Raw genomic sequence first — 19,873 nt, 5'->3', positions numbered from 1 at the left:
ACTCTCCAAAAGAATCGTTTGACTGCTCATAAATAATGTTGCTATATAGCAACTTGAATTAACGTTGGCTTTTTTGTTGTTCAGTTTTCAAAGAGCAATCACTGTCTTCTAAAAGCGACTTTGATAATATATCACTTTTTCAGCAAAAATGTCAATAATATTTACTCCCATCTTAGTGGGAAATAATGTCTCGTTACTGACTTGAATAATTATAACAGGATAATAATAGATACGCAATACTTTTATCTTAAAACTAATAAATTTCCTCAATGTATAAATTGATATTTTCCTCTAAGTTCAAAATCTCCTCAGAATCAAATAATTTAACTAAAGGTCTTGTCGGAGACTTTTCAGAGATAAATAAGACCTCGCCTAACTTCCCATTCGAGAGCTTAATGTTACTTCCTATTGAAAAATGAATGATTCCGCTGCTTAATGCATTTAAAGCAGCTAAGTCAAATTTCCCAAAGTAGTCCTGCTGCATCATTTCAAGCACTTTAAAAGGTGATTGTTTCTTCCTGTATAATCGTTCAGAAGTCATGGCATGATATGTATCCGCCACAGCGATAATCTTCGCTATTGGATGAATCATATTACTTTTTAGAGAGATTGGATATCCACTTCCATCTAGACGTTCATGGTGTTGAAGAACGGCCACTTTAGCCCCTTTTTTTAGTAGAGGTAAATCATGAACCATTTGATAACTGTATTTAGGATGATTTTTAACTTCTTCAAACTCCTGAGGTGATAATGCTGTCTTCTTTTGAAGGATTCTTGGATTTATTTTTGCCATTCCGCAATCCGCTAATATCCCGGCTATAGCTGCCTGAACTGCGTCTCCTGTAGAATATTGAAGCTTCTTAGCAATATAACCGCAAAGCAACCCAACTGCAACAGCATGCTGATAAGAATATCTTTCTTTTGTTGAAAAATGATGCAGGGAAAATATCACTGACGAATTTATTACATCTTCATTTAGTAAAGGCAAGAGTATCAGTCTAATTTTCGCCATATCAATTGGCATTCCTGACTGCCACATTTGAAAATGCTTATTATACTCCTCTGAAGCCTGTAAGAATAATCTAGTAAAGTCATTATTCCCTATACTAACTGGAGAAAATTGTTCCATCTGAGGTTGATCAGGCGGGATAAATGGAGTTCCATTTACGAGTAATTTGTCAACCTCAACACTACGAACGAGAAATAATTTCAATATATCAATTAGTTGATTTGTTAAAACGGTATTTTTCTTTATAATCGGGTGTTCTGTCCTTCCAAGGATATCCTCAGAGACAATACACCCCTCTATTAAATAATCTGTTATAACACGCATAGTTTCACCTTCATAAAATACGTCTTCATTTATTATTGTACTTTGGTTAGAAAGAATACTGCAATAGTAAAAATAAAGGAGTCAAGAGTGCATATGGACATAATAGGGATATTTAATACAAAAAAGGAAGCGCCATTTTTAGCGCTTCTCTTCCCATTCTATCATTCTTCATCATTTGCTTCGGTATTTTCTTCCTCTTCTTCTGCTGCGTTATCTTCATCATCGGTGCTATATTGTGTTTCTAATTCAGAGACCATCTCTTCTTCTGTATCCTCTGTTTCTGGAGAAACACGCTCAGATTCTTCATCTTTTTCAACCAAAGCAACTGTTGCAACAAATTCTTGTTCATCTTCGTCTAAGCGGATAAGTCTTACACCTTGTGTATTTCTTCCCATTGAAGAAATATCACTGACCGCCATACGTATCAGAACGCCGCCTGTTGTAATAATCATAATGTCCTCTTCGCCGGCAACAACCTTCATTGACACCAGGCTGCCATTTTTCTCGGTAATATTACATGTTTTAATCCCTTTACCACCTCTGCTCTGTAGGCGATATTCTACAGCCGGGGTGCGTTTTCCGTAACCGTTCTGAGTAACAATCAGCACTTCCGAACCCTCTTCAAGAACTTCCATTCCAACGACTTCATCATCTTCATTTAAAGAGATTCCCTTAACCCCTGAAGCTGTTCTTCCCATTGAACGTACATCTGTTTCAGGGAATCGAATTAAGAGACCGTTTTTCGTTCCGATAATAATCTCTTTATTACCATCTGTTAGACGGACAGATATTAACTCGTCCCCTTCTCTTAAATTTAAGGCAATTAGGCCGCTGTTTCGAATATGTGCAAAAGAAGTAATTGGCGATCGTTTTGAAACGCCATGCTTTGTTGTGAAGAATAAGAACCAATCATCTTCAAATTCTGCAACAGGTATAATGGCATTTACCCATTCATCTTTTTCAATTCCTAACAAGTTAATGATTGGAATCCCTTTCGCAGTCCTGCTGAATTCCGGGATTTCGTATCCTTTCGCGCGGTACACCTTCCCTTTATTGGTGAAAAATAGAATCGTGTCATGGGTAGAAGTCGTAATCAAATGCTCGACAAAGTCATCGTCATTTGTCCCCATTCCTTGAATCCCACGTCCACCTCTTTTTTGAGAACGGTATGTTGAGACAGGAAGTCTCTTAATATAATCATTATGTGTTAATGTAATAACGATGTTTTCACGTGGAATTAAGTCTTCATCCTCGATTTCTTCGATTCCACCTGCAACAATTTCAGTGCGTCTTTCATCGTTAAAACGCTCTTTAATTTCAGTTAATTCCTCGCGAATAATCTCAAGGATCTTCTCATCATCTGCTAAAATTGCTTTTAACTCTGCAATTAATTTAACAAGGTTTTGATATTCTTCTTCGATCTTTTCACGTTCCAAACCTGTTAAACGCTGCAGACGCATATCAAGAATAGCCTGTGCCTGCTTTTCAGACAAATTAAACGTTGTCATTAAGCCTTCACGAGCAATATCTGTTGTTTGCGAATTCCGAATTAACGTAATAATTGCATCAAGGTTATCAAGCGCAATTCGTAACCCTTCTAAAATATGGGCTCTCGCCTCTGCTTTACGCAATTCAAATTCAGTTCTTCTTCTAATAATGACTCGTTGGTGATCTAGATAATAAACAAGACATTGCTTTAAATCCAGAACCTTTGGCTCTCCGTTCACAAGCGCAAGCAAATTAACTCCAAAGGTTGTTTGTAATGCTGTATGTTTATAAAGGTTATTTAATAAAACATTCGCATTCGCATCCTTACGAACCTCAATAACAATTCGCAAGCCTCTGCGGTCAGACTCATCACGAAGATCTGTAATTCCGTCAATTTTCTTCTCGCGTACAAGCTCGGCAATTCTTTCAATCAGCTTTGCCTTATTCACCTGGTAAGGGATTTCATTAACGATGATAACTTCTTTTCCATTTGACTTTTGTTCAATTTCGACCTTTGCACGGACTTTAATTGAACCTCTGCCTGTTTCATAAGCCTTGCGAATTCCGCTTCGGCCAAGAATTAAAGCACCTGTAGGGAAATCCGGACCAGGAATAATGTCCATAAGCTCTGGAATAGTAATATCAGGATCACGACTAATAGCAAGAACCCCATCAATTACCTCTCCAAGCTGATGCGGCGGGATATTAGTGGCCATACCAACAGCAATCCCTGAAGTCCCATTCACAAGCAGGTTAGGGAAACGAGACGGTAATACAACAGGCTCTCTCTCTTCACCATCATAGTTGTCCTGATAGTCAATGGTATCTTTATTAATGTCTCTTAATAATTCCATTGAAATTTTAGACATTCGGGCTTCTGTATAACGCATGGCAGCTGCTGAGTCACCGTCAATGGAGCCAAAATTACCATGACCGTCAACTAACATATATCGTTGGTTAAAATCCTGCGCCATTCTTACCATTGTTTCATAAACAGCCGAGTCACCGTGTGGGTGATATTTACCGATAACATCCCCAACAATACGGGCGGACTTTTTGTAAGGCTTGTCTGCGTGCATGCCAAGGTCGTGCATTGCATACAATATACGACGATGAACAGGCTTTAGACCGTCACGTACATCTGGAAGTGCCCGTGATACGATAACACTCATCGCATAATCCAAGAAGGATGTCCGCATTTCCTGACTAATATTAATTTCTTTTACTCTAGAATTTGGCGTTTCAGACAATTTATAAACCTCCCTTTTATGAAACGATATCCATCGTTCCTGGGTCGAAATTTATTTATATTAAGATCCTAAAGGCCGCTGAAAGCGGCATATAAGCCCCTATTTATGATCAAAATCATGAAAGCGGGATAGAATCATATCTATCCCGGCTTAACAAAACAGTGAAGTATCTACTTCCTAAATATCAAGATTTTTAACATATAAAGCATTTTCCTCAATAAACTGACGACGCGGCTCAACTTTATCTCCCATCAACATTTCAAAAGTTTCATCCGCTTCAATGGCATCCTCTAGGCTAACCTGCAATAGTGTTCGTGTTTCCGGGTCCATTGTTGTCTCCCACAATTGCTCTGGATTCATTTCTCCCAAACCTTTATAACGCTGCACATTCGGCCTTTGCGTTGGTGGGAAAGTTTCCATTATCAGATCAAGTTGTTTGTCGTTATATGCATACTCGATTCTTTTCCCGTGTTGTACTTTATATAACGGAGGCTGGGCAATATATATATAGCCTGCTTCAATGATTTGTCTCATGTAACGGTAGAAAAATGTAAGTAAGAGTGTCCGAATATGGGCACCGTCTACATCCGCATCTGTCATGATAACAATTTTATGGTATCTTGCCTTAGAAATATCGAAATCTTCCCCAATGCCTGTTCCAGCTGCTGTAATCATAGCACGGACCTCATTGTTTGATAGAATCCGGTCAAGGCGAGCCTTTTCAACATTTAATATTTTCCCTCTTAACGGAAGAATTGCTTGGAAATGTCGGTCACGCCCCTGCTTTGCAGAACCTCCTGCAGAGTCACCCTCTACGATATAAATTTCGCTGATAGAAGGGTCTTTAGAAGAGCAATCAGCAAGCTTTCCAGGCAGACTAGAAACCTCTAAGGCACTCTTACGTCTTGTTAGTTCACGGGCTTTTTTCGCCGCTAATCTAGCTCTAGTAGCCATTAAACCTTTTTCAACTATCTTCCTGGCCACTGAGGGGTTTTCTAGTAAGAATTTTTCAAAATGATCAGCAAAAACAGAGTCAGTAATTGCACGAACTTCTGAGTTACCCAGCTTTGTTTTTGTCTGACCTTCAAATTGTGGATCTGGATGTTTTATTGAAACAATGGCAATTAACCCTTCTCTAACATCCTCTCCGGAAAGATTCGTTTCACTCTCTTTAATAAGCCCGTGTTTTCTTGCATAATCATTAATAACCCTTGTCAGAGCTGTTTTAAAACCAGACTCGTGTGTTCCGCCTTCATAAGTATGAATATTATTAGCAAACGAATAGATATTTCCCGTATAGCTGTCATTATATTGAATAGAAACCTCTACTGAAATTCCTTCACGCTCGCCTTCCATATAAATCGGTTCCTCATGCAGAACTTCCTTAGTACGATTTAAATGCTCAACATAGGATTTAATACCGCCCTCATAATGATACTCAGCCTTTTTATTTTCCACGCGCTTATCTTCAATCGATATGGATAAACCTCTATTCAAAAAGGCCAGTTCTCTAATTCTTGTTGCCAGTACATCGTATTCAAATTCAGTTGTTTCTTTAAAAATTTCCGGGTCTGGTGTGAAGTGAATAATCGTACCTGTCTTATCTGATTCACCAACAATAGTTAAATCTGCGGCTGGTACCCCTCTGTTAAACTTTTGATAGTGAATATTTCCTTCACGGTGGACAAAAACCTCTAACTCTGTTGAAAGAGCATTAACAACCGAAGCTCCAACCCCGTGCAGTCCCCCGGAAACTTTATACCCTCCGCCGCCAAATTTACCACCGGCATGAAGCACGGTTAAAATTACCTCAACTGCTGGGCGACCGGTTTTTTCTTGAATTCCAACAGGTATTCCACGCCCATTATCGGTCACAGTAATACTGTTGTCCTTTTCAATTGCTACGTTAATCTCCGTACAATAGCCGGCTAATGCCTCATCGATACTATTATCAACGATTTCCCATACTAAATGGTGGAGACCTTTTGCGCTTGTTGAACCAATATACATTCCGGGGCGTTTTCTTACTGCCTCGAGACCTTCTAGGACTTGTATTTGATCGGCATCATATGCTTGTTCAGGAACTGCATTTTGCTCCATTGCCATAACAGTCACCTACACTTTCCTTTGGTGTTGATTACGAAATCTATAAAAACTTAACTATATACAAGTTTAAGGATATCCTGGATAAGAAAACCTCTTTGAATAAAATAAAAGCTGCTATTAGTGATAAATCTATAATAAAACTGTCATGGACGAAAAAAGGATTATTTGTAAAAATTGTTTATGAAATGTAGTCCCAACACTAGACTATCAGTCAGAAACGGCCCATTTTTGCGACCGCTTTTTCAAGGTACTAGAAGCTAACGGGGAAAAGTAGATTTGTTCAGCAGTAACAATTACGGATTTGTAAGACCCCTTAGTAATGTGTTCCGATTGATCCTTATACTTTTGTAAAAATTCATCCATGTTTGTTGAAGAAGTAAAGCTATTTTTATCAATGATAGCAATAATGTCCTTTGTCTTTATAATGGTTTCCTCTCCAAAATGAATATACAATCTTCCACCTCACTGAATCTTTTCTATCGTTCCATTTTTCACATAAAAGGTAGATGCTTCTTTTAATGTTTGATGGTCAATTCCCTCCACACTAGTTGTCGTAACAAAGGTCTGCACTTTTCCTTGGATGGTATTTAACAGATGAGATTGCCGATAATGATCGAGTTCTGACAGTACATCATCTAATAATAGGATTGGATACTCTCCAATCTCGGCATGAATGAGTTCGATTTCTGCCAATTTAATCGATAGGGCTGTTGTCCGTTGCTGCCCTTGTGACCCAAACGTTTGCACATCTCTGTCATTCACAAAAAAAAGAAGGTCGTCCCGTTGAGGACCAAATAATGTTACTCCACGGTCAATCTCTCTTTTCTTTACTTGATTATATTTATTTTCATATATATTTTTCATTTTCGACAAATCTTGTTCTTCTGATACATCAACAGACGCTTTGTATTTAATTTTTAATGTTTCAAGGCCGCGTGAAATACCTTCATGAATAGGCATCGCCCAATTTTGAAGCAAGTGAAGGAATTCAAAACGTTTTGAAATAATTTTTACAGCTATTGCAATAAATTGCTCTGTTAATATATCAAGCATGGTTTCATCCGATTGTTTCCTTGCCTGCAGCTGCTTCAAGCAATGGTTACGCTGCTGAAGAATTTTATTTAACTGACCAATTTCATGCAAATACACAGGAGAAATCTGCCCGATCTCCATATCAATAAAACGTCGTCTAACCTGCGGGCTCCCTTTAACAAGATTAAGATCTTCCGGTGCAAACATGACCACATTCATATTTCCTACATATTGACTTAGCCTTTTCTGTTCAATATGGTTGTATTTTGCCTTTTTCCCTTTTTTTGAAATAGCAAGTTCCATTGGCAAAGCACCATGTTGTTTTTGAATCCTACCTTCTATTTTAGCATAATCCTTGTCCCAAAGGATAAGATCTTTATCATTAGATGTACGATGGGATTTTGCCATAGCTAAAACATAAATAGACTCCATGACATTTGTTTTTCCGTTAGCATTCTCCCCAAGTATCACATTTACTTTGTTTTCAAACTGAATATCAAGTTCTTCATAATTCCGATAATTTTTCAGTTGCAATTGTTTGATAAACATTCCATTCATCCTTTGGAAATTGATCACCCTATTGAAGGATGTATGTGTCAAGACCAAGGATTTCGATCTTATCACCGGAACGAAGCTTTCGGCCCCGTCTTTGGTCTTTTTCTCCATTGATGAGTATCTCATTTTCACTTAAGAACCATTTAGCCATTCCACCCGTCGAAATAACATCTGCAGCTTTCAGAAATTGGCCAAGTGTAATATACTCTGTTTCAATTTTTATCGTTTTCACGCTGACTTCACTCCGTCATCAATAATATCTAATACTTCATTTTACTAAATATTTACGAACTATACAAAGGTAACAGGAACCATTTTAGATGTTTTTATTAGAAAAGTGCAAGTCTCTAGGGAGACAGAACGTCTATTAAAAGCCGCTGCAACCTATCCCATAAGGATAGGCAAGGTCTAAGCATTGGAGCTAGATTATAGGAAAAGCTGCCGAAATCAACGGCAGCTTTAAAATATGCAACGATTTATCGCTAGAAGATAGAATTAATAGGTTCGCACAGGCAGTATCAATTGAAGTATGGATTCATCATTAATTGGCTGAATAATAAAAGGCCTCATTGCCCCAGTAAAGCTTATTTTTATTTCTGTTCCTTCCAACGCCTTTAGGGCATCCATCATATATTTGGCACTGAATGAAATTTTAAGTTCCTCTCCTTCGACAGAAAGACCTTTAATTTCCTCCACTACCTTTCCTACTTCAGGCGTATTAGAAGAGACTTCAATCATTTTATCTTCTAAAGTGGCAAACTTAACAACATTATTTCGACCTTCTCTTGCTAGCAATGACGCCCGGTCAATGGCTTGCAAAAACTCTTTTGTCTGAAGCACAATTTCCGTTTTACTTTCCGTTGGAATCAATCTGGAGGTATCAGGATAATTCCCCTCTAACAGTCTTGAGAAAAATAAGAGATGCTTTGCTTTAAATAAAATTTGATTTTCTGTAATAACAATATCAATTAACTCATTGTTATCCGCAAGAATTTTACTCAATTCATTCAGACTTTTTCCTGGAATGACAACATTGTAGTGAGCAGATGAATCAAACTCTACTTTTGCTTTTCTTAACGCTAAGCGGTGACTATCTGTTGCAATACAGTTCAGTTCGTTATTTTCGATCCTCCAGTTGACACCTGTCAAGATCGGGCGTGTTTCTGAGGTGGACACTGCGAATGATGTTTGTCGAATCATTGCTTTAAGCAAGTCAGTTGGTATTTTAAAAACATTTTCCTCCTCAATTTGAGGAAGATGTGGATATTCATCTGCATCAAGACCAATTAAATTAAACTCAGAATTACCAGAGCGAATAACCGTTTGTAAGTGATTTTGTACTTCAATTTCGACTTTATCAGAAGGCAGCTTTTTCACCATGTCACTGAAGAATCTGGCTTGCAATACGATTGCACCTGTTTGTTTGATTTCAACAATCTCTTTATCTTCTTCTTCTTTTGGAATAAAAGATTCTATTGAAACATCGGAATCACTGCCAGTTAACGTTACTCCTTCATCTGATGCAACAATCTTGATTCCTGTCAGAATGGGAATCGTTGTTCTGCTCGTTACTGCTTTCATAACATCCTGGACACTTTGAACTAAGTGATCTCGTTGGATTATAAATCTCATTATTTTTAATCCTCCGTTATAGGCTAATTTATATATATATTTTTTATTAAAAATAATAGTAATAATAGTAGGGCCTGTGATTATGTGGATAACTTAAAAAAAGATAAGGAAACACAGTCTATCCACATGTGGATAGACTGTGTACAAACCCGGCAAAGTTATTCACACAATTCTATTGTATAAAGGTTATAGTAGATTTGCTTTTTGAAACAATGGAATAAAGGTATTTATAGAATAGCAGTAAAAATAGTTAAATCTTTAATTCCTCATGTATATCCTTTAACTCTCTTTGCAGTTGATTATCAGATTGGAGTAATTTCGAAATTTTTTCATGAGCATGGATAACCGTTGTATGATCACGTCCGCCGAATTCTTCACCAATTTTCGGAAGAGAAAAATCGGTAAGTTCTCTCGACAAATACATAGCAATCTGCCTTGGAAAGGCAACCGATTTGGTCCGCTTTTTCGCTTTGAAATCTTCTAATTTTACATTATAGTGTTCTCCAACCACTCGCTGAATCTCTTGAATTGTGATGACTTTAGGCTTTGAAGTAGGAATGATATTTTTCAGTGCTTCGGCAGCTAAGTCAGCATTAATATCCTTATTAACCAATGAAGAATACGCAACGACCCGAATCAGCGCACCTTCTAGTTCGCGGATATTTGAATCGATTTGGTTAGCAATATAAAGCATGACTTCGTTTGGAATATCAAGCCCATCCGCTTTTGCCTTTTTCCGTAATATAGCTATCCTTGTTTCCAAATCAGGTGGTGTAATATCTGTGATAAGTCCCCATTCAAAGCGTGAGCGCAGCCGTTCCTCTAGTGTTGGAATTTCCTTTGGCGGCCGGTCACTAGAAATGACAATTTGTTTGCTTTCCTCATGCAGCGTGTTAAATGTATGGAAAAATTCCTCCTGAGTTGATTCTTTTCCAGCTAAGAACTGAATATCATCAATTAGGAGAACATCTACATTTCGATATTTATTACGAAATTCTTCCGCTTTATTATCTCGGATAGAATTGATAAATTCGTTTGTAAACTTCTCTGAAGAAAGATAAACAACCTTTGCAGAAGGATTATGAGATAAAACGTAATGACCAATCGCATGCATTAAGTGGGTTTTTCCGAGACCAACCCCTCCGTAGATGAATAATGGGTTGTAGGCTTTTGCTGGCGCTTCAGCTACAGCCAATGAGGCTGCATGGGCAAATCGATTTCCTGATCCAATAACAAAGGTATCAAAGGTGTTTTTTTCATTCAGCATACTAGCAGGAAATTCTGAATGGTTATCGACCTTCTTTGTTTCTTTCGGAGGAGACAGCAATTTATCTCCTTTTTCGGCCTGGTTTTGCGGAATAATAAATTTGACAGTGAATTCTTCCCCAGTAATTTCGTACAATACTCCGGTAATTAAGGGAGAATATCTTTCTTCGAGCCAATCTCGTGCAAATTCATTTGGAGCAGTTACAACTAAAGAATCTCCTTGAAGGGAATGGGCCTTCGTAGCTTTTAGCCATGTATCGAAGCTGGGCTTTGAAACCTTCTTTTCTACATTAGCTAATATACTATTCCAAAGATCCGTAATATTTTCCAACAGTTATCCCTCCTTTACTCTAGTTCGCATAAAAAACAATAGGTTATACAGCAAAGTACAACCTATACATGATCTATATACGAGACGATGATTGTGGATAAATATATTAATAAGGAAATAATATAACCTTTCGACAATATCCACTAGATGTGGACAACCTTTATTAACCAAAGTGGATAACTTATTCACAACTTATCAACAGTTTGTGGATAAGAATGTTTTGTGGACAACTTGCTAAGGGTGAAAACACAAATATAATATCAAATAAATGCTAGAACTGCAACGGTTTTTCAGAGTTTATCCACAAGCTAAACAGGTTGTGTTTAATAAATGTCCACAGGTAGTGGTTATGTGAAAAACCTGTAAATATATGTTGTGGATAACAGGAAAAGCTGTCGAAAATAATCCACAAATTCAACTTATGACGATATGTAGTAATTGTGCTGATTCTGCAGAAAAAAATTTTTTTCGCATTTTTAATATTCTATCCGTTCCTATCTAACTGAATAAAAGGGATTACTGGATGCTAAATTTTGAACTCTTATCTCATTTTGGTTATTTTTACTCGTGACATTAGATGAAATTCGAGGTAATATTTGGTGGTGGAAAAATTAATTATGGTGATATATACTATTAAGAGTGTTGACATTTTTCGATCACCCTATATATAATTAGAATACTGTCTTTAAGAGCAATTCCTCGAGGGAGGTGTCATATAATGAAAAGAACATATCAACCTAAAAAACGTAAACATAGTAAAGTTCACGGATTCCGTGCTCGTATGAGTAGTTCAAACGGACGTAACGTTCTAGCACGTCGTCGTCGTAAAGGAAGAAAAGTATTATCTGCCTAGACCACTGAAATGTCAGTGGTCTTTTTTCTCATTAGGTAAAAAAGTATAATGTGCTGCAAAAATTGTCAGCTAGGAAAGTTTCTGAAAACGCAGAGTGGGAATAATGAAAAGAGAAGTCTCCCTTGAACGAATGTAAATGTAGGTGGATCCAGAATGAGAAAAGAGTATCGAGTGAAAAAAAATGAAGATTTTCAAGAAGTATTTAAAAAAGGAAAATCTGTTGCTAATCGACAATTCGTTGTTTATACATTAAAAAAGCCGGAACAAGGACATTTTAGAATTGGGCTATCTGTAAGCAAAAAAATAGGAAATGCAGTTACTCGAAATCAGATTAAAAGATATGTTCGACAGGTATTTCATGAATTTGATGGTTGTATACATAATGATTTAGACTATATTATTATTGCTAGAAAACCAACAGCAGATATGGATTATTTTGAAGTCCAAAAGAGCCTGACACATGTTTTAAAGCTGGCAAAGGTATTCAAAAAGGTCCAGGAAAATGTAAGAAAAAGTGAAAAATAGGAACTGAAATGTAAATTTCAGCTTATATTTTTTCATATTAAAAGCGTTTACTATTAAAAAATGGTAAAATGGTTTAGGCTGTATATAGAGTTAGTAGTTAAGAAAGTGTGACACGAAATAAAACGAAAAAATACCTTATATGCTTTAAGGAGGAAAAAACGGTTGAAAAAGCGAATATCTTTGTTAATCGGCTTGGTTTTTGTCGTGGCCCTTTTAGCAGGCTGTACGGAGGTCAACGATCCGATTACTTCAGAAAGCGAAGGCTTTTGGAATCAGTATATTGTCTATCCGCTTTCATTGTTTATTGTGAAAGTTGCTGAATTTGCAGGCGGAAGTTTTGGTCTAGCCATTATTCTTGTGACCATTATTATTAGGCTAGTCATTTTACCGTTAATGATTAAGCAAACAAAAAGTTCTAAGGCGATGCAGGCTATTCAGCCTGAGTTACAAAAGCTGAGAGAAAAGTACAGTTCTAAGGATCAGAAGACACAGCAGAAATTGCAGCAAGAAACAATGGAGTTATTTCAGAAATACGGTGTTAATCCACTTGCGGGATGTTTGCCGCTTGTTGTTCAAATGCCAATCTTAATCGGGATTTACCATGCTATTATGAGAACACCGGAATTGCAGGAGCATGCAAACTTCCTTTGGTTTGATCTCGCAGCTCCAGACCCATTCTACTTATTGCCGATTATTGCTGGTGTGACAACGTTTATTCAACAAAAAATTACAATGGTCGGTATGGACAGCAATCCGCAAATGGCTACTCAAATGGCTATGATGCTTTGGTTAATGCCAATCATGATCGTTGTATTTGCCATAAATTTCCCAGCAGCTCTTGCGCTTTACTGGGTAGTAGGTAACTTATTTATGATTGTCCAAACATATTTCATTAAAGGGCCGGATCTAAAAGCAGCAGCTGCGGCCAAATCGGGAGGAGCAAAAAAGTGAAACAGGTTACTGCTACGGGACAAACTGTCAAAGAAGCAGTTGAATCAGCTTTAGCTCAATTACAAATACCGGAGGATCGGGCAGATATTTCGATTATCGATGAAGGAAAAAAGGGCATTTTCGGAATCTTTGGCTCGCGTCCTGCTGTTGTAGAGGTTTCAATTAAAATGGATCCCATTGAAGAGGCAGAAAAATTCCTTTTGGATGTATGCGAAAAAATGGGAGCTTCAATTACCATTTCTGTAGAGAAAAGCGGAAAGCAGGTTAAATTAAAGCTGTCTGGCGAAAAGATTGCTTTGCTTATCGGTAAAAGAGGACAGACTCTTAATTCCCTGCAGTATTTAACTCAATTGGTAGTTAATCGTTTTTCCAATCAATATTTAAATGTTATCCTGGATGCTGAAGATTACCGGGAGAGAAGAAATGAAACGCTTATCCATTTAGCTGAAAAGCTGGCGCAAAGGGTTGTTCAAACTGGTAAAGAGGTTGCTTTAGAACCAATGCCATCATACGAGCGTAAGGTCATCCATACTGCTTTAATGGGGAACAAAAGGATTACAACATATTCTAGCGGTGCTGATCCTCACCGACACATTGTAATTGCACCTAATAAATAATAATTAAAGAAGCTGAACCTCCGGGTGACAGCTTCTTTTTGTGTTTTATGAAAAATTGCTATTAACTTGGGCGTCCCCTGATACTTGTTTACGGAAAGTAAATTCCTTGATTGAAGATTTGTTTTCTAGTTTAATATGTTTTTTATAATCAAAGCGAAGTGCTTTATTGTTATTCACATGTGGATAAGTTAAAATAAAATGATGAGCTTAAAAAATGTGGATAAAGTAAACTTCCATTAATGGGGGCGAAGTATAAGAATTTCTTTTTTGTGCTAACAATGGTAGTGGATAACTCTAGCTCATTAAGTGGAGCTTTAATACAATCATGGATAGGGCGAGGCGTAATATGCGCTTTTCGTTAAGAGAGGTGAATAGAGTGGAATTTGATACGATTGCAGCAATTTCGACTCCAATGGGAGAGGGAGCGATTGCGATTGTCCGTTTAAGCGGGGACCAGGCTTTTTCTATTGCAGAAAGGCTTTTTCGAAGTGTAGGCGGAAAAAAAATAAGTGAGGAACTATCTCACACAATTCATTATGGTCATATTATTGATCCAAAGACAAATGAGGTTGCTGAAGAAGTGATGATGTCCATCATGAGGGGACCGAAAACTTTTACAAAAGAGGATGTTGTCGAAATTAACTGCCACGGCGGTTTAGTATCGGTGAACAGAGTACTGCAGCTTTGTTTAAAGAACGGCGCTCGTATTGCAGAGCCTGGTGAATTTACGAAAAGGGCGTTTCTGAATGGCCGGATTGATTTATCACAGGCTGAAGCGGTTATGGACTTAATTCGTGCAAAAACAGACCGAGCGATGAATGTGGCTCTTGGTCAAATGGAAGGCAGATTGTCCAAGCTGATTACAGGGCTTCGACAGGAGCTGATTGAGACCTTAGCACAAATTGAAGTGAATATAGATTATCCTGAATATGACGATGTTGAGGAAATGACCCATAAAATGTTGAAGGAAAAGGCGTCCTATGTGAAAAAGGAAATTGAACATTTATTACAAACTTCCTCACAAGGAAAAATCCTTCGCGAAGGATTATCAACAGTCATTGTTGGCCGTCCTAATGTCGGGAAGTCATCTCTTTTAAATAGTCTTGTTCAGGAAAATAAGGCGATTGTGACTGATATTCCAGGTACAACACGTGACGTAATCGAAGAATATGTAAATGTGCGTGGAGTTCCTTTGAGATTGCTGGATACAGCAGGTATTCGTGAAACAGAGGATATTGTTGAGAGAATTGGTGTCGAAAGGTCACGACAGGTACTGAAGGAAGCAGACCTTATTTTACTTGTTCTAAATTATTCTGATGAATTAACGGTGGAAGATGAGAATCTTTTTAATGTCGTAAAGGATATGGATGTCATTATTATTGTGAATAAAACAGACTTACCGCAAAAAATCGATATGAATCGTGTGAAGGAGTTAGCTGGCAATCATAAGCTGATTACGACTTCTCTTATTGAGGAAAAAGGGATTGAAGAGTTAGAAGAGGCAATTGCCGATCTTTTCTTTACGGGATCGATTGAATCGGGCGACATGACCTATGTATCAAACAGCCGTCATATCGCATTATTGGATCAGGCCTATACGGCTATTAATGATGTATTAGAAGGAATTGAAATAGATACGCCGGTAGATATTATTCAAATAGATTTAACAAGAACCTGGGAACTGTTAGGAGAAATTATTGGTGAAAGTGTTCAAGACAGCTTGATTAACCAATTATTCTCCCAGTTTTGTTTAGGGAAATAGAAAAGCGGAGGCACCTTGGTCACCCCCGATAGGCATAAGACGAGCCGTCAAGAAGGTTGTTCTTTAACCTTTTTGACAGATTGGCTTATGACCTCAAGGGGGTAGGTGCCGCAGCTAGACAAATAGAAAAGCGGAGGCACCTTAGTCGCAAAAGGAACTCAGACTAAGAGCACCACATCCTGTGGCAACGTCTGCTTGTTCTAGACCTTGAGGGCCCTCGAAATGCAAATTAGTTTAGGAGGCAACACTACCATGCAATATGAAGCAGGTAATTATGATGTGATTGTAATTGGAGCTGGACATGCTGGCTGTGAAGCAGGACTCGCGGCAGCCCGCATTGGTGCCAAGACCTTAATGATTACAATTAATTTAGATATGGTCGCTTTCATGCCGTGTAACCCATCTGTCGGTGGTCCGGCAAAAGGGGTTGTAGTTAGAGAAATCGATGCTCTTGGCGGAGAAATGGGCAAAAACATTGATAAAACCTATATTCAAATGAGAATGCTGAATACAGGTAAGGGGCCGGCTGTCCGTGCCTTACGAGCACAGGCTGATAAGGTATCGTATCAGTTTGAAATGAAAAAAACACTGGAAAATGAAGAAAACTTAACATTAATTCAAGGAATGGTCGAACGATTAATCATTGAAGAGGGTATTTGTAAAGGGGTTATAACTAAGACTGGAGCCGTATATCATGCCAAAAGCGTTGTTATCACAACGGGAACCTTCCTGCGCGGTGAAATTATTCTTGGCGAATTAAAATACTCCAGCGGCCCGAATAATCAGCAGCCATCTATTAAGCTCTCTGAGCATTTGGAGGAGCTTGGTTTCAATCTTGTTCGTTTCAAAACTGGAACTCCTCCGCGGGTGAATAGCAGGACAATTGATTATAGTAAAACTGAGATTCAGCCTGGAGATGAAGAGCCCCGTGCTTTTTCTTATGAAACAACAAAATATATCACTGATCAGCTGCCATGCTGGCTTACTTATACGAATGAAGAGACACATACAATTATTGATGAAAATCTTCACCGGGCACCAATGTTCTCAGGTATGGTAAAAGGAACAGGCGCACGATACTGCCCTTCTATTGAGGATAAAATTGTGAGGTTCAGTGATAAGCCAAGACATCAAATCTTTCTTGAGCCTGAAGGCCGTAATACAGAGGAAGTATATGTCCAAGGTTTATCTACCAGTATGCCTGAGGATGTTCAACACCGCATTTTAAAATCAATCCCTGGATTGGAAAATGCACAAATGATGCGGGCAGGCTATGCAATTGAATATGATGCCATGGAGCCTTCACAGTTGTGGCCAACATTAGAGACAAAGAAAATTAAAAATCTGTATACTGCCGGTCAAATTAACGGGACATCAGGTTATGAAGAAGCAGCGAGCCAAGGATTAATAGCTGGTATCAATGCCGGTTTAAACGTACTTGGAAAAGAAGAATTAATCTTAAGCCGTTCCGATGCCTACATCGGTGTGTTAATAGATGATCTCGTTACAAAGGGTACAAATGAGCCCTATCGTTTACTGACTTCAAGAGCGGAATACCGCTTGCTGCTTCGCCATGATAACGCAGACTTGCGCCTTACTGAAATTGGCCGCCAAATTGGTCTTATTTCGGAAGACCGTTACGAGCGCTTTGCGAAGAAAAAACAAGCAATTGAGGAAGAGAAAGAACGCCTTCAGAACCTTATTCTGAAACCAAATCAAGAGGTTCAAAATTTAATTAAAAGTGCTGGCGGCAGCGAGCTTAAGGATGGAATCAGAGCTTCTGACCTCTTAAAACGTCCGGAAATGAAGTATGAGCATATTGAAAAGGTTGCGAAAAGTGAAGTAGAGCTCGATTCAGAAGTAAAGGAGCAAGTAGAAATCCAAATTAAGTATGAGGGTTATATAGAAAAATCCCTGCAACAGGTAGAACGGTTGAAGAAAATGGAGGATAAGAAGATTCCGGAAAATATTGATTATCAGGCGATTTCAGGACTTGCCACTGAAGCAAGGCAGAAATTAGAGAAGATTCGTCCGTTATCGCTTGCACAGGCATCCAGAATTTCAGGTGTGAACCCTGCAGATATTTCAATCCTGCTTGTCTACTTAGAGCAAGGGAAGATTGCAAAAGTATCCAATGATTAAACAGTAGGGTAAATCTAGCGAAAAGTAGGAAGGATTTGTCGATGAATACAGATCAATTTATTAAGCTGCTTGCGGAGAAGGGGATTTCACTTACTTCAATTCAAGTGGAACAATATGAAACGTATTACCGGCTGCTTGTTGAATGGAATGAAAAGATGAATTTAACAGCCATTACTGATAAGGAAGATGTGTATTTAAAGCACTTCTTTGACTCGATTACAGCTGGTTTTTACTTTAATTTTAATCAAGAGCTGAAGGTTTGTGATGTTGGTGCTGGTGCCGGTTTCCCAAGCATCCCTATAAAAATTGCATTTCCAAAGATTCATGTCACGATTGTAGATTCGCTTAATAAACGAATTCATTTCCTGGAAAATTTAGCAGAGAAGCTGCAGCTTAAGGATGTTCAATTTGTCCATGATCGTGCTGAAACCTTTGGCCAATCAAAAGAACATAGAGAAGCCTATGATGTTGTGACTGCAAGAGCTGTGGCAAGAATGTCCGTCTTAAGTGAACTTTGTCTGCCGCTTGTGAAGGTCGGTGGTACCTTTATTGCGATGAAGGGTGCCAGCGGAAGTGAAGAACTTCAGGCTGGAAAAAAGGCCATATCATTATTAGGCGGTGCGGTAGAAGACTCTTTCGCTTTCTCCTTACCTTTTGAGGAGAGCGAACGAAATATCTTTTTAGTTAGGAAAGAGAAGACGACACCAAAGAAATATCCTCGGAAACCAGGAACACCTAATCGAAGCCCTATTGAATAAAGTTACTTTTTCTTTTCAAATATGGCATAATTCATTATATAAAAGAATGAATAATAGTTTTTTTACCATAGCGATTGATGATAGAAAAAAGAGGACATAATTAGCGAAGGAAACGATTTAGATACTAAATCTCCTTTATATTAGGAGGACTTGTCGTTTTCTTCGAGAATAAGTATTTAGGGAGTTTCGTAAAGGTGGTGCAGGGTGATGAAGCATTCTTTTTCACGCTTTTTTGGCCTCGGCGAAAAGGAAAACCGGTTGGAAAATGAGAATACGGCAGAAGCTGATCTTGATGAAATAGTAAAAAATGAAGAAATAAAAAAGATTCCAATTGATCAAATTGTACCAAATCGTTTTCAACCAAGAACCGTCTTTGATGATGATAAAATTGAAGAATTATCTCGTACCATTCATACGCACGGGATTATTCAGCCAATTGTGGTACGGGAATTTGGACGAAATTCCTTTGAAATTATTGCTGGTGAACGCAGATGGCGGGCAATGAAAAAACTTGGATGGGACTTAGTTCCAGCTATCATTAAAAATTTAAATGATACAGAAACAGCTTCAGTTGCACTGATTGAGAATCTCCAGCGGGAGGAGCTTTCTCCAATCGAAGAAGCCATCGCTTACGGGAAGCTGTTAGAGCTTCATCAACTAACACAGGAAGCTCTAGCGCAGCGACTTGGAAAAGGGCAGTCAACTGTTGCAAATAAGCTGCGTTTATTGAAGTTGCCACAGGAAGTACAGGATGCTTTATTGAGCAAAATCATTACAGAACGCCATGCCCGCTCACTGATACCGCTTAAGAATCCGGAAAAACAAGTGAAATTATTAGAGGAAATTATTGAAAAAAACCTGAATGTTAAGCAGACTGAGGAACGCGTTGCGAAATTGCTTGCACAAGCAGTTGAAAAGCCAAAGCCGAAACGAAAAGCATTCAGCAAGGATATGCGAATTGCTGTAAATACAATTAGGCAATCCTTATCTATGGTGACAGACAGTGGAATTAAGCTTGACACACATGAAGAGGAACATGAAGAATATTATCAATTCACAATTAAAATACCGAAAAAGAAATAAGAAATGCAGTTGAGGCCTAGATTATGCCGCTTGCTATTTTAATAGTTTATACTGTTTATAAAGAGGGTGTCCGAGCACACTCTCTTTTTTATATGATAAGTTATTACTCCTCTTAATTTTATCTTCAAGAAAGTTCTATTATCCTATTTAATTCATGATAAAATAGATTACATGAACTTTAAAGTGGAA

16 protein-coding genes are annotated in these 19,873 nt (G+C 38.1%); 8 read left to right on the top strand and 8 right to left on the bottom strand.

What is annotated here, in order from left to right:
- Window positions 1–253: 253 nt before the first annotated feature.
- From F4V44_RS24020 to dnaA, 8 genes are all read right to left on the bottom strand, one after another.
- Complete coding sequence (locus F4V44_RS24020) at window positions 254–1,333, bottom strand: HD-GYP domain-containing protein (RefSeq protein ID WP_150442536.1); 1,080 nt, start codon at window positions 1,331–1,333, stop codon at window positions 254–256.
- A 161-nt stretch (window positions 1,334–1,494) separates the two neighbouring features.
- On the bottom strand, window positions 1,495–4,020 hold the full coding sequence (gyrA, locus tag F4V44_RS24015) for a DNA gyrase subunit A (RefSeq protein ID WP_396897517.1): 2,526 nt from the start codon (window positions 4,018–4,020) through the stop codon (window positions 1,495–1,497).
- 228 nt (window positions 4,021–4,248) lie between these two features.
- On the bottom strand, window positions 4,249–6,171 hold the full coding sequence (gene gyrB, locus F4V44_RS24010; protein ID WP_150442545.1) for a DNA topoisomerase (ATP-hydrolyzing) subunit B: 1,923 nt from the start codon (window positions 6,169–6,171) through the stop codon (window positions 4,249–4,251).
- A 213-nt stretch (window positions 6,172–6,384) separates the two neighbouring features.
- On the bottom strand, window positions 6,385–6,630 hold the full coding sequence (gene remB / locus F4V44_RS24005; RefSeq protein ID WP_150442534.1) for an extracellular matrix regulator RemB: 246 nt from the start codon (window positions 6,628–6,630) through the stop codon (window positions 6,385–6,387).
- A gap of 9 nt (window positions 6,631–6,639) precedes the next feature.
- Window positions 6,640–7,758, bottom strand: a complete 1,119-nt coding sequence (gene recF, locus F4V44_RS24000) for a DNA replication/repair protein RecF (RefSeq protein ID WP_150442533.1) — start codon at window positions 7,756–7,758, stop codon at window positions 6,640–6,642.
- Window positions 7,759–7,786: 28 nt separating this feature from the next.
- Window positions 7,787–7,996, bottom strand: a complete 210-nt coding sequence (gene yaaA, locus F4V44_RS23995; RefSeq protein ID WP_150442532.1) for a S4 domain-containing protein YaaA — start codon at window positions 7,994–7,996, stop codon at window positions 7,787–7,789.
- A gap of 263 nt (window positions 7,997–8,259) precedes the next feature.
- Entirely contained in the window at window positions 8,260–9,396 is a 1,137-nt protein-coding gene (gene dnaN, locus F4V44_RS23990) for a DNA polymerase III subunit beta (protein WP_150442531.1), read from the bottom strand.
- Window positions 9,397–9,646: 250 nt separating this feature from the next.
- On the bottom strand, window positions 9,647–10,993 hold the full coding sequence (dnaA, locus tag F4V44_RS23985) for a chromosomal replication initiator protein DnaA (protein WP_150442530.1): 1,347 nt from the start codon (window positions 10,991–10,993) through the stop codon (window positions 9,647–9,649).
- A gap of 718 nt (window positions 10,994–11,711) precedes the next feature.
- On the opposite strand from dnaA, the gene rpmH reads away from it, so the two are divergent.
- The 8 genes from rpmH to noc all read left to right on the top strand — a co-directional run bounded on the left by rpmH (window position 11,712) and on the right by noc (window position 19,684).
- A complete protein-coding gene (gene rpmH, locus F4V44_RS23980) occupies window positions 11,712–11,846 on the top strand; it encodes a 50S ribosomal protein L34 (RefSeq protein WP_071393109.1) in 135 nt (44 codons plus the stop codon).
- 153 nt (window positions 11,847–11,999) lie between these two features.
- A complete protein-coding gene (gene rnpA / locus F4V44_RS23975) occupies window positions 12,000–12,371 on the top strand; it encodes a ribonuclease P protein component (RefSeq protein WP_150442529.1) in 372 nt (123 codons plus the stop codon).
- Window positions 12,372–12,533: 162 nt separating this feature from the next.
- A complete protein-coding gene (spoIIIJ, locus tag F4V44_RS23970; protein WP_150442528.1) occupies window positions 12,534–13,322 on the top strand; it encodes a YidC family membrane integrase SpoIIIJ in 789 nt (262 codons plus the stop codon).
- Entirely contained in the window at window positions 13,319–13,939 is a 621-nt protein-coding gene (gene jag / locus F4V44_RS23965) for an RNA-binding cell elongation regulator Jag/EloR (protein WP_150442527.1), read from the top strand. Before spoIIIJ ends, jag begins: the two co-directional genes overlap by 4 nt.
- Before the next feature lie 376 nt (window positions 13,940–14,315).
- A complete protein-coding gene (mnmE, locus tag F4V44_RS23960; protein WP_150442526.1) occupies window positions 14,316–15,701 on the top strand; it encodes a tRNA uridine-5-carboxymethylaminomethyl(34) synthesis GTPase MnmE in 1,386 nt (461 codons plus the stop codon).
- Window positions 15,702–15,953: 252 nt separating this feature from the next.
- Window positions 15,954–17,843 (top strand): tRNA uridine-5-carboxymethylaminomethyl(34) synthesis enzyme MnmG, encoded by a 1,890-nt coding sequence (gene mnmG, locus F4V44_RS23955; protein ID WP_150442525.1) that lies wholly within the window; start codon window positions 15,954–15,956, stop codon window positions 17,841–17,843.
- A 41-nt stretch (window positions 17,844–17,884) separates the two neighbouring features.
- Window positions 17,885–18,601: a 16S rRNA (guanine(527)-N(7))-methyltransferase RsmG gene (rsmG, locus tag F4V44_RS23950; RefSeq protein ID WP_150442524.1), complete on the top strand. Its 717-nt coding sequence runs from the start codon at window positions 17,885–17,887 to the stop codon at window positions 18,599–18,601.
- A gap of 207 nt (window positions 18,602–18,808) precedes the next feature.
- Window positions 18,809–19,684 (top strand): nucleoid occlusion protein, encoded by an 876-nt coding sequence (noc, locus tag F4V44_RS23945; protein WP_150442523.1) that lies wholly within the window; start codon window positions 18,809–18,811, stop codon window positions 19,682–19,684.
- The last annotated feature ends 189 nt before the right edge of the window (window positions 19,685–19,873 follow it).

The sequence above is a fragment of the Niallia endozanthoxylica genome, from assembly GCF_008710145.1.
In the GTDB taxonomy this organism is placed as follows: domain Bacteria; phylum Bacillota; class Bacilli; order Bacillales; family Cytobacillaceae; genus Bacillus_BD; species Bacillus_BD endozanthoxylica.
Note: the sequence above shows the minus strand (reverse complement) of the source record. Positions and strands in the feature narration are given on the sequence as shown.

What these genes read in the sequence shown, in the direction of transcription:
- F4V44_RS24020 (WP_150442536.1), bottom strand. Translation starts at nt 1,333, where the DNA reads ATGCGTGTTATAACAGATTATTTAATAGAGGGGTGTATTGTCTCTGAG.
- gyrA (WP_396897517.1), bottom strand. Translation starts at nt 4,020, where the DNA reads ATGCGGACATCCTTCTTGGATTATGCGATGAGTGTTATCGTATCACGG.
- gyrB (WP_150442545.1), bottom strand. Translation starts at nt 6,171, where the DNA reads ATGGAGCAAAATGCAGTTCCTGAACAAGCATATGATGCCGATCAAATA.
- recF (WP_150442533.1), bottom strand. Translation starts at nt 7,758, where the DNA reads ATGTTTATCAAACAATTGCAACTGAAAAATTATCGGAATTATGAAGAA.
- dnaN (WP_150442531.1), bottom strand. Translation starts at nt 9,396, where the DNA reads ATGAGATTTATAATCCAACGAGATCACTTAGTTCAAAGTGTCCAGGAT.
- rpmH (WP_071393109.1), top strand. Translation starts at nt 11,712, where the DNA reads ATGAAAAGAACATATCAACCTAAAAAACGTAAACATAGTAAAGTTCAC.
- rnpA (WP_150442529.1), top strand. Translation starts at nt 12,000, where the DNA reads ATGAGAAAAGAGTATCGAGTGAAAAAAAATGAAGATTTTCAAGAAGTA.
- mnmG (WP_150442525.1), top strand. Translation starts at nt 15,954, where the DNA reads ATGCAATATGAAGCAGGTAATTATGATGTGATTGTAATTGGAGCTGGA.
- rsmG (WP_150442524.1), top strand. Translation starts at nt 17,885, where the DNA reads ATGAATACAGATCAATTTATTAAGCTGCTTGCGGAGAAGGGGATTTCA.
- noc (WP_150442523.1), top strand. Translation starts at nt 18,809, where the DNA reads ATGAAGCATTCTTTTTCACGCTTTTTTGGCCTCGGCGAAAAGGAAAAC.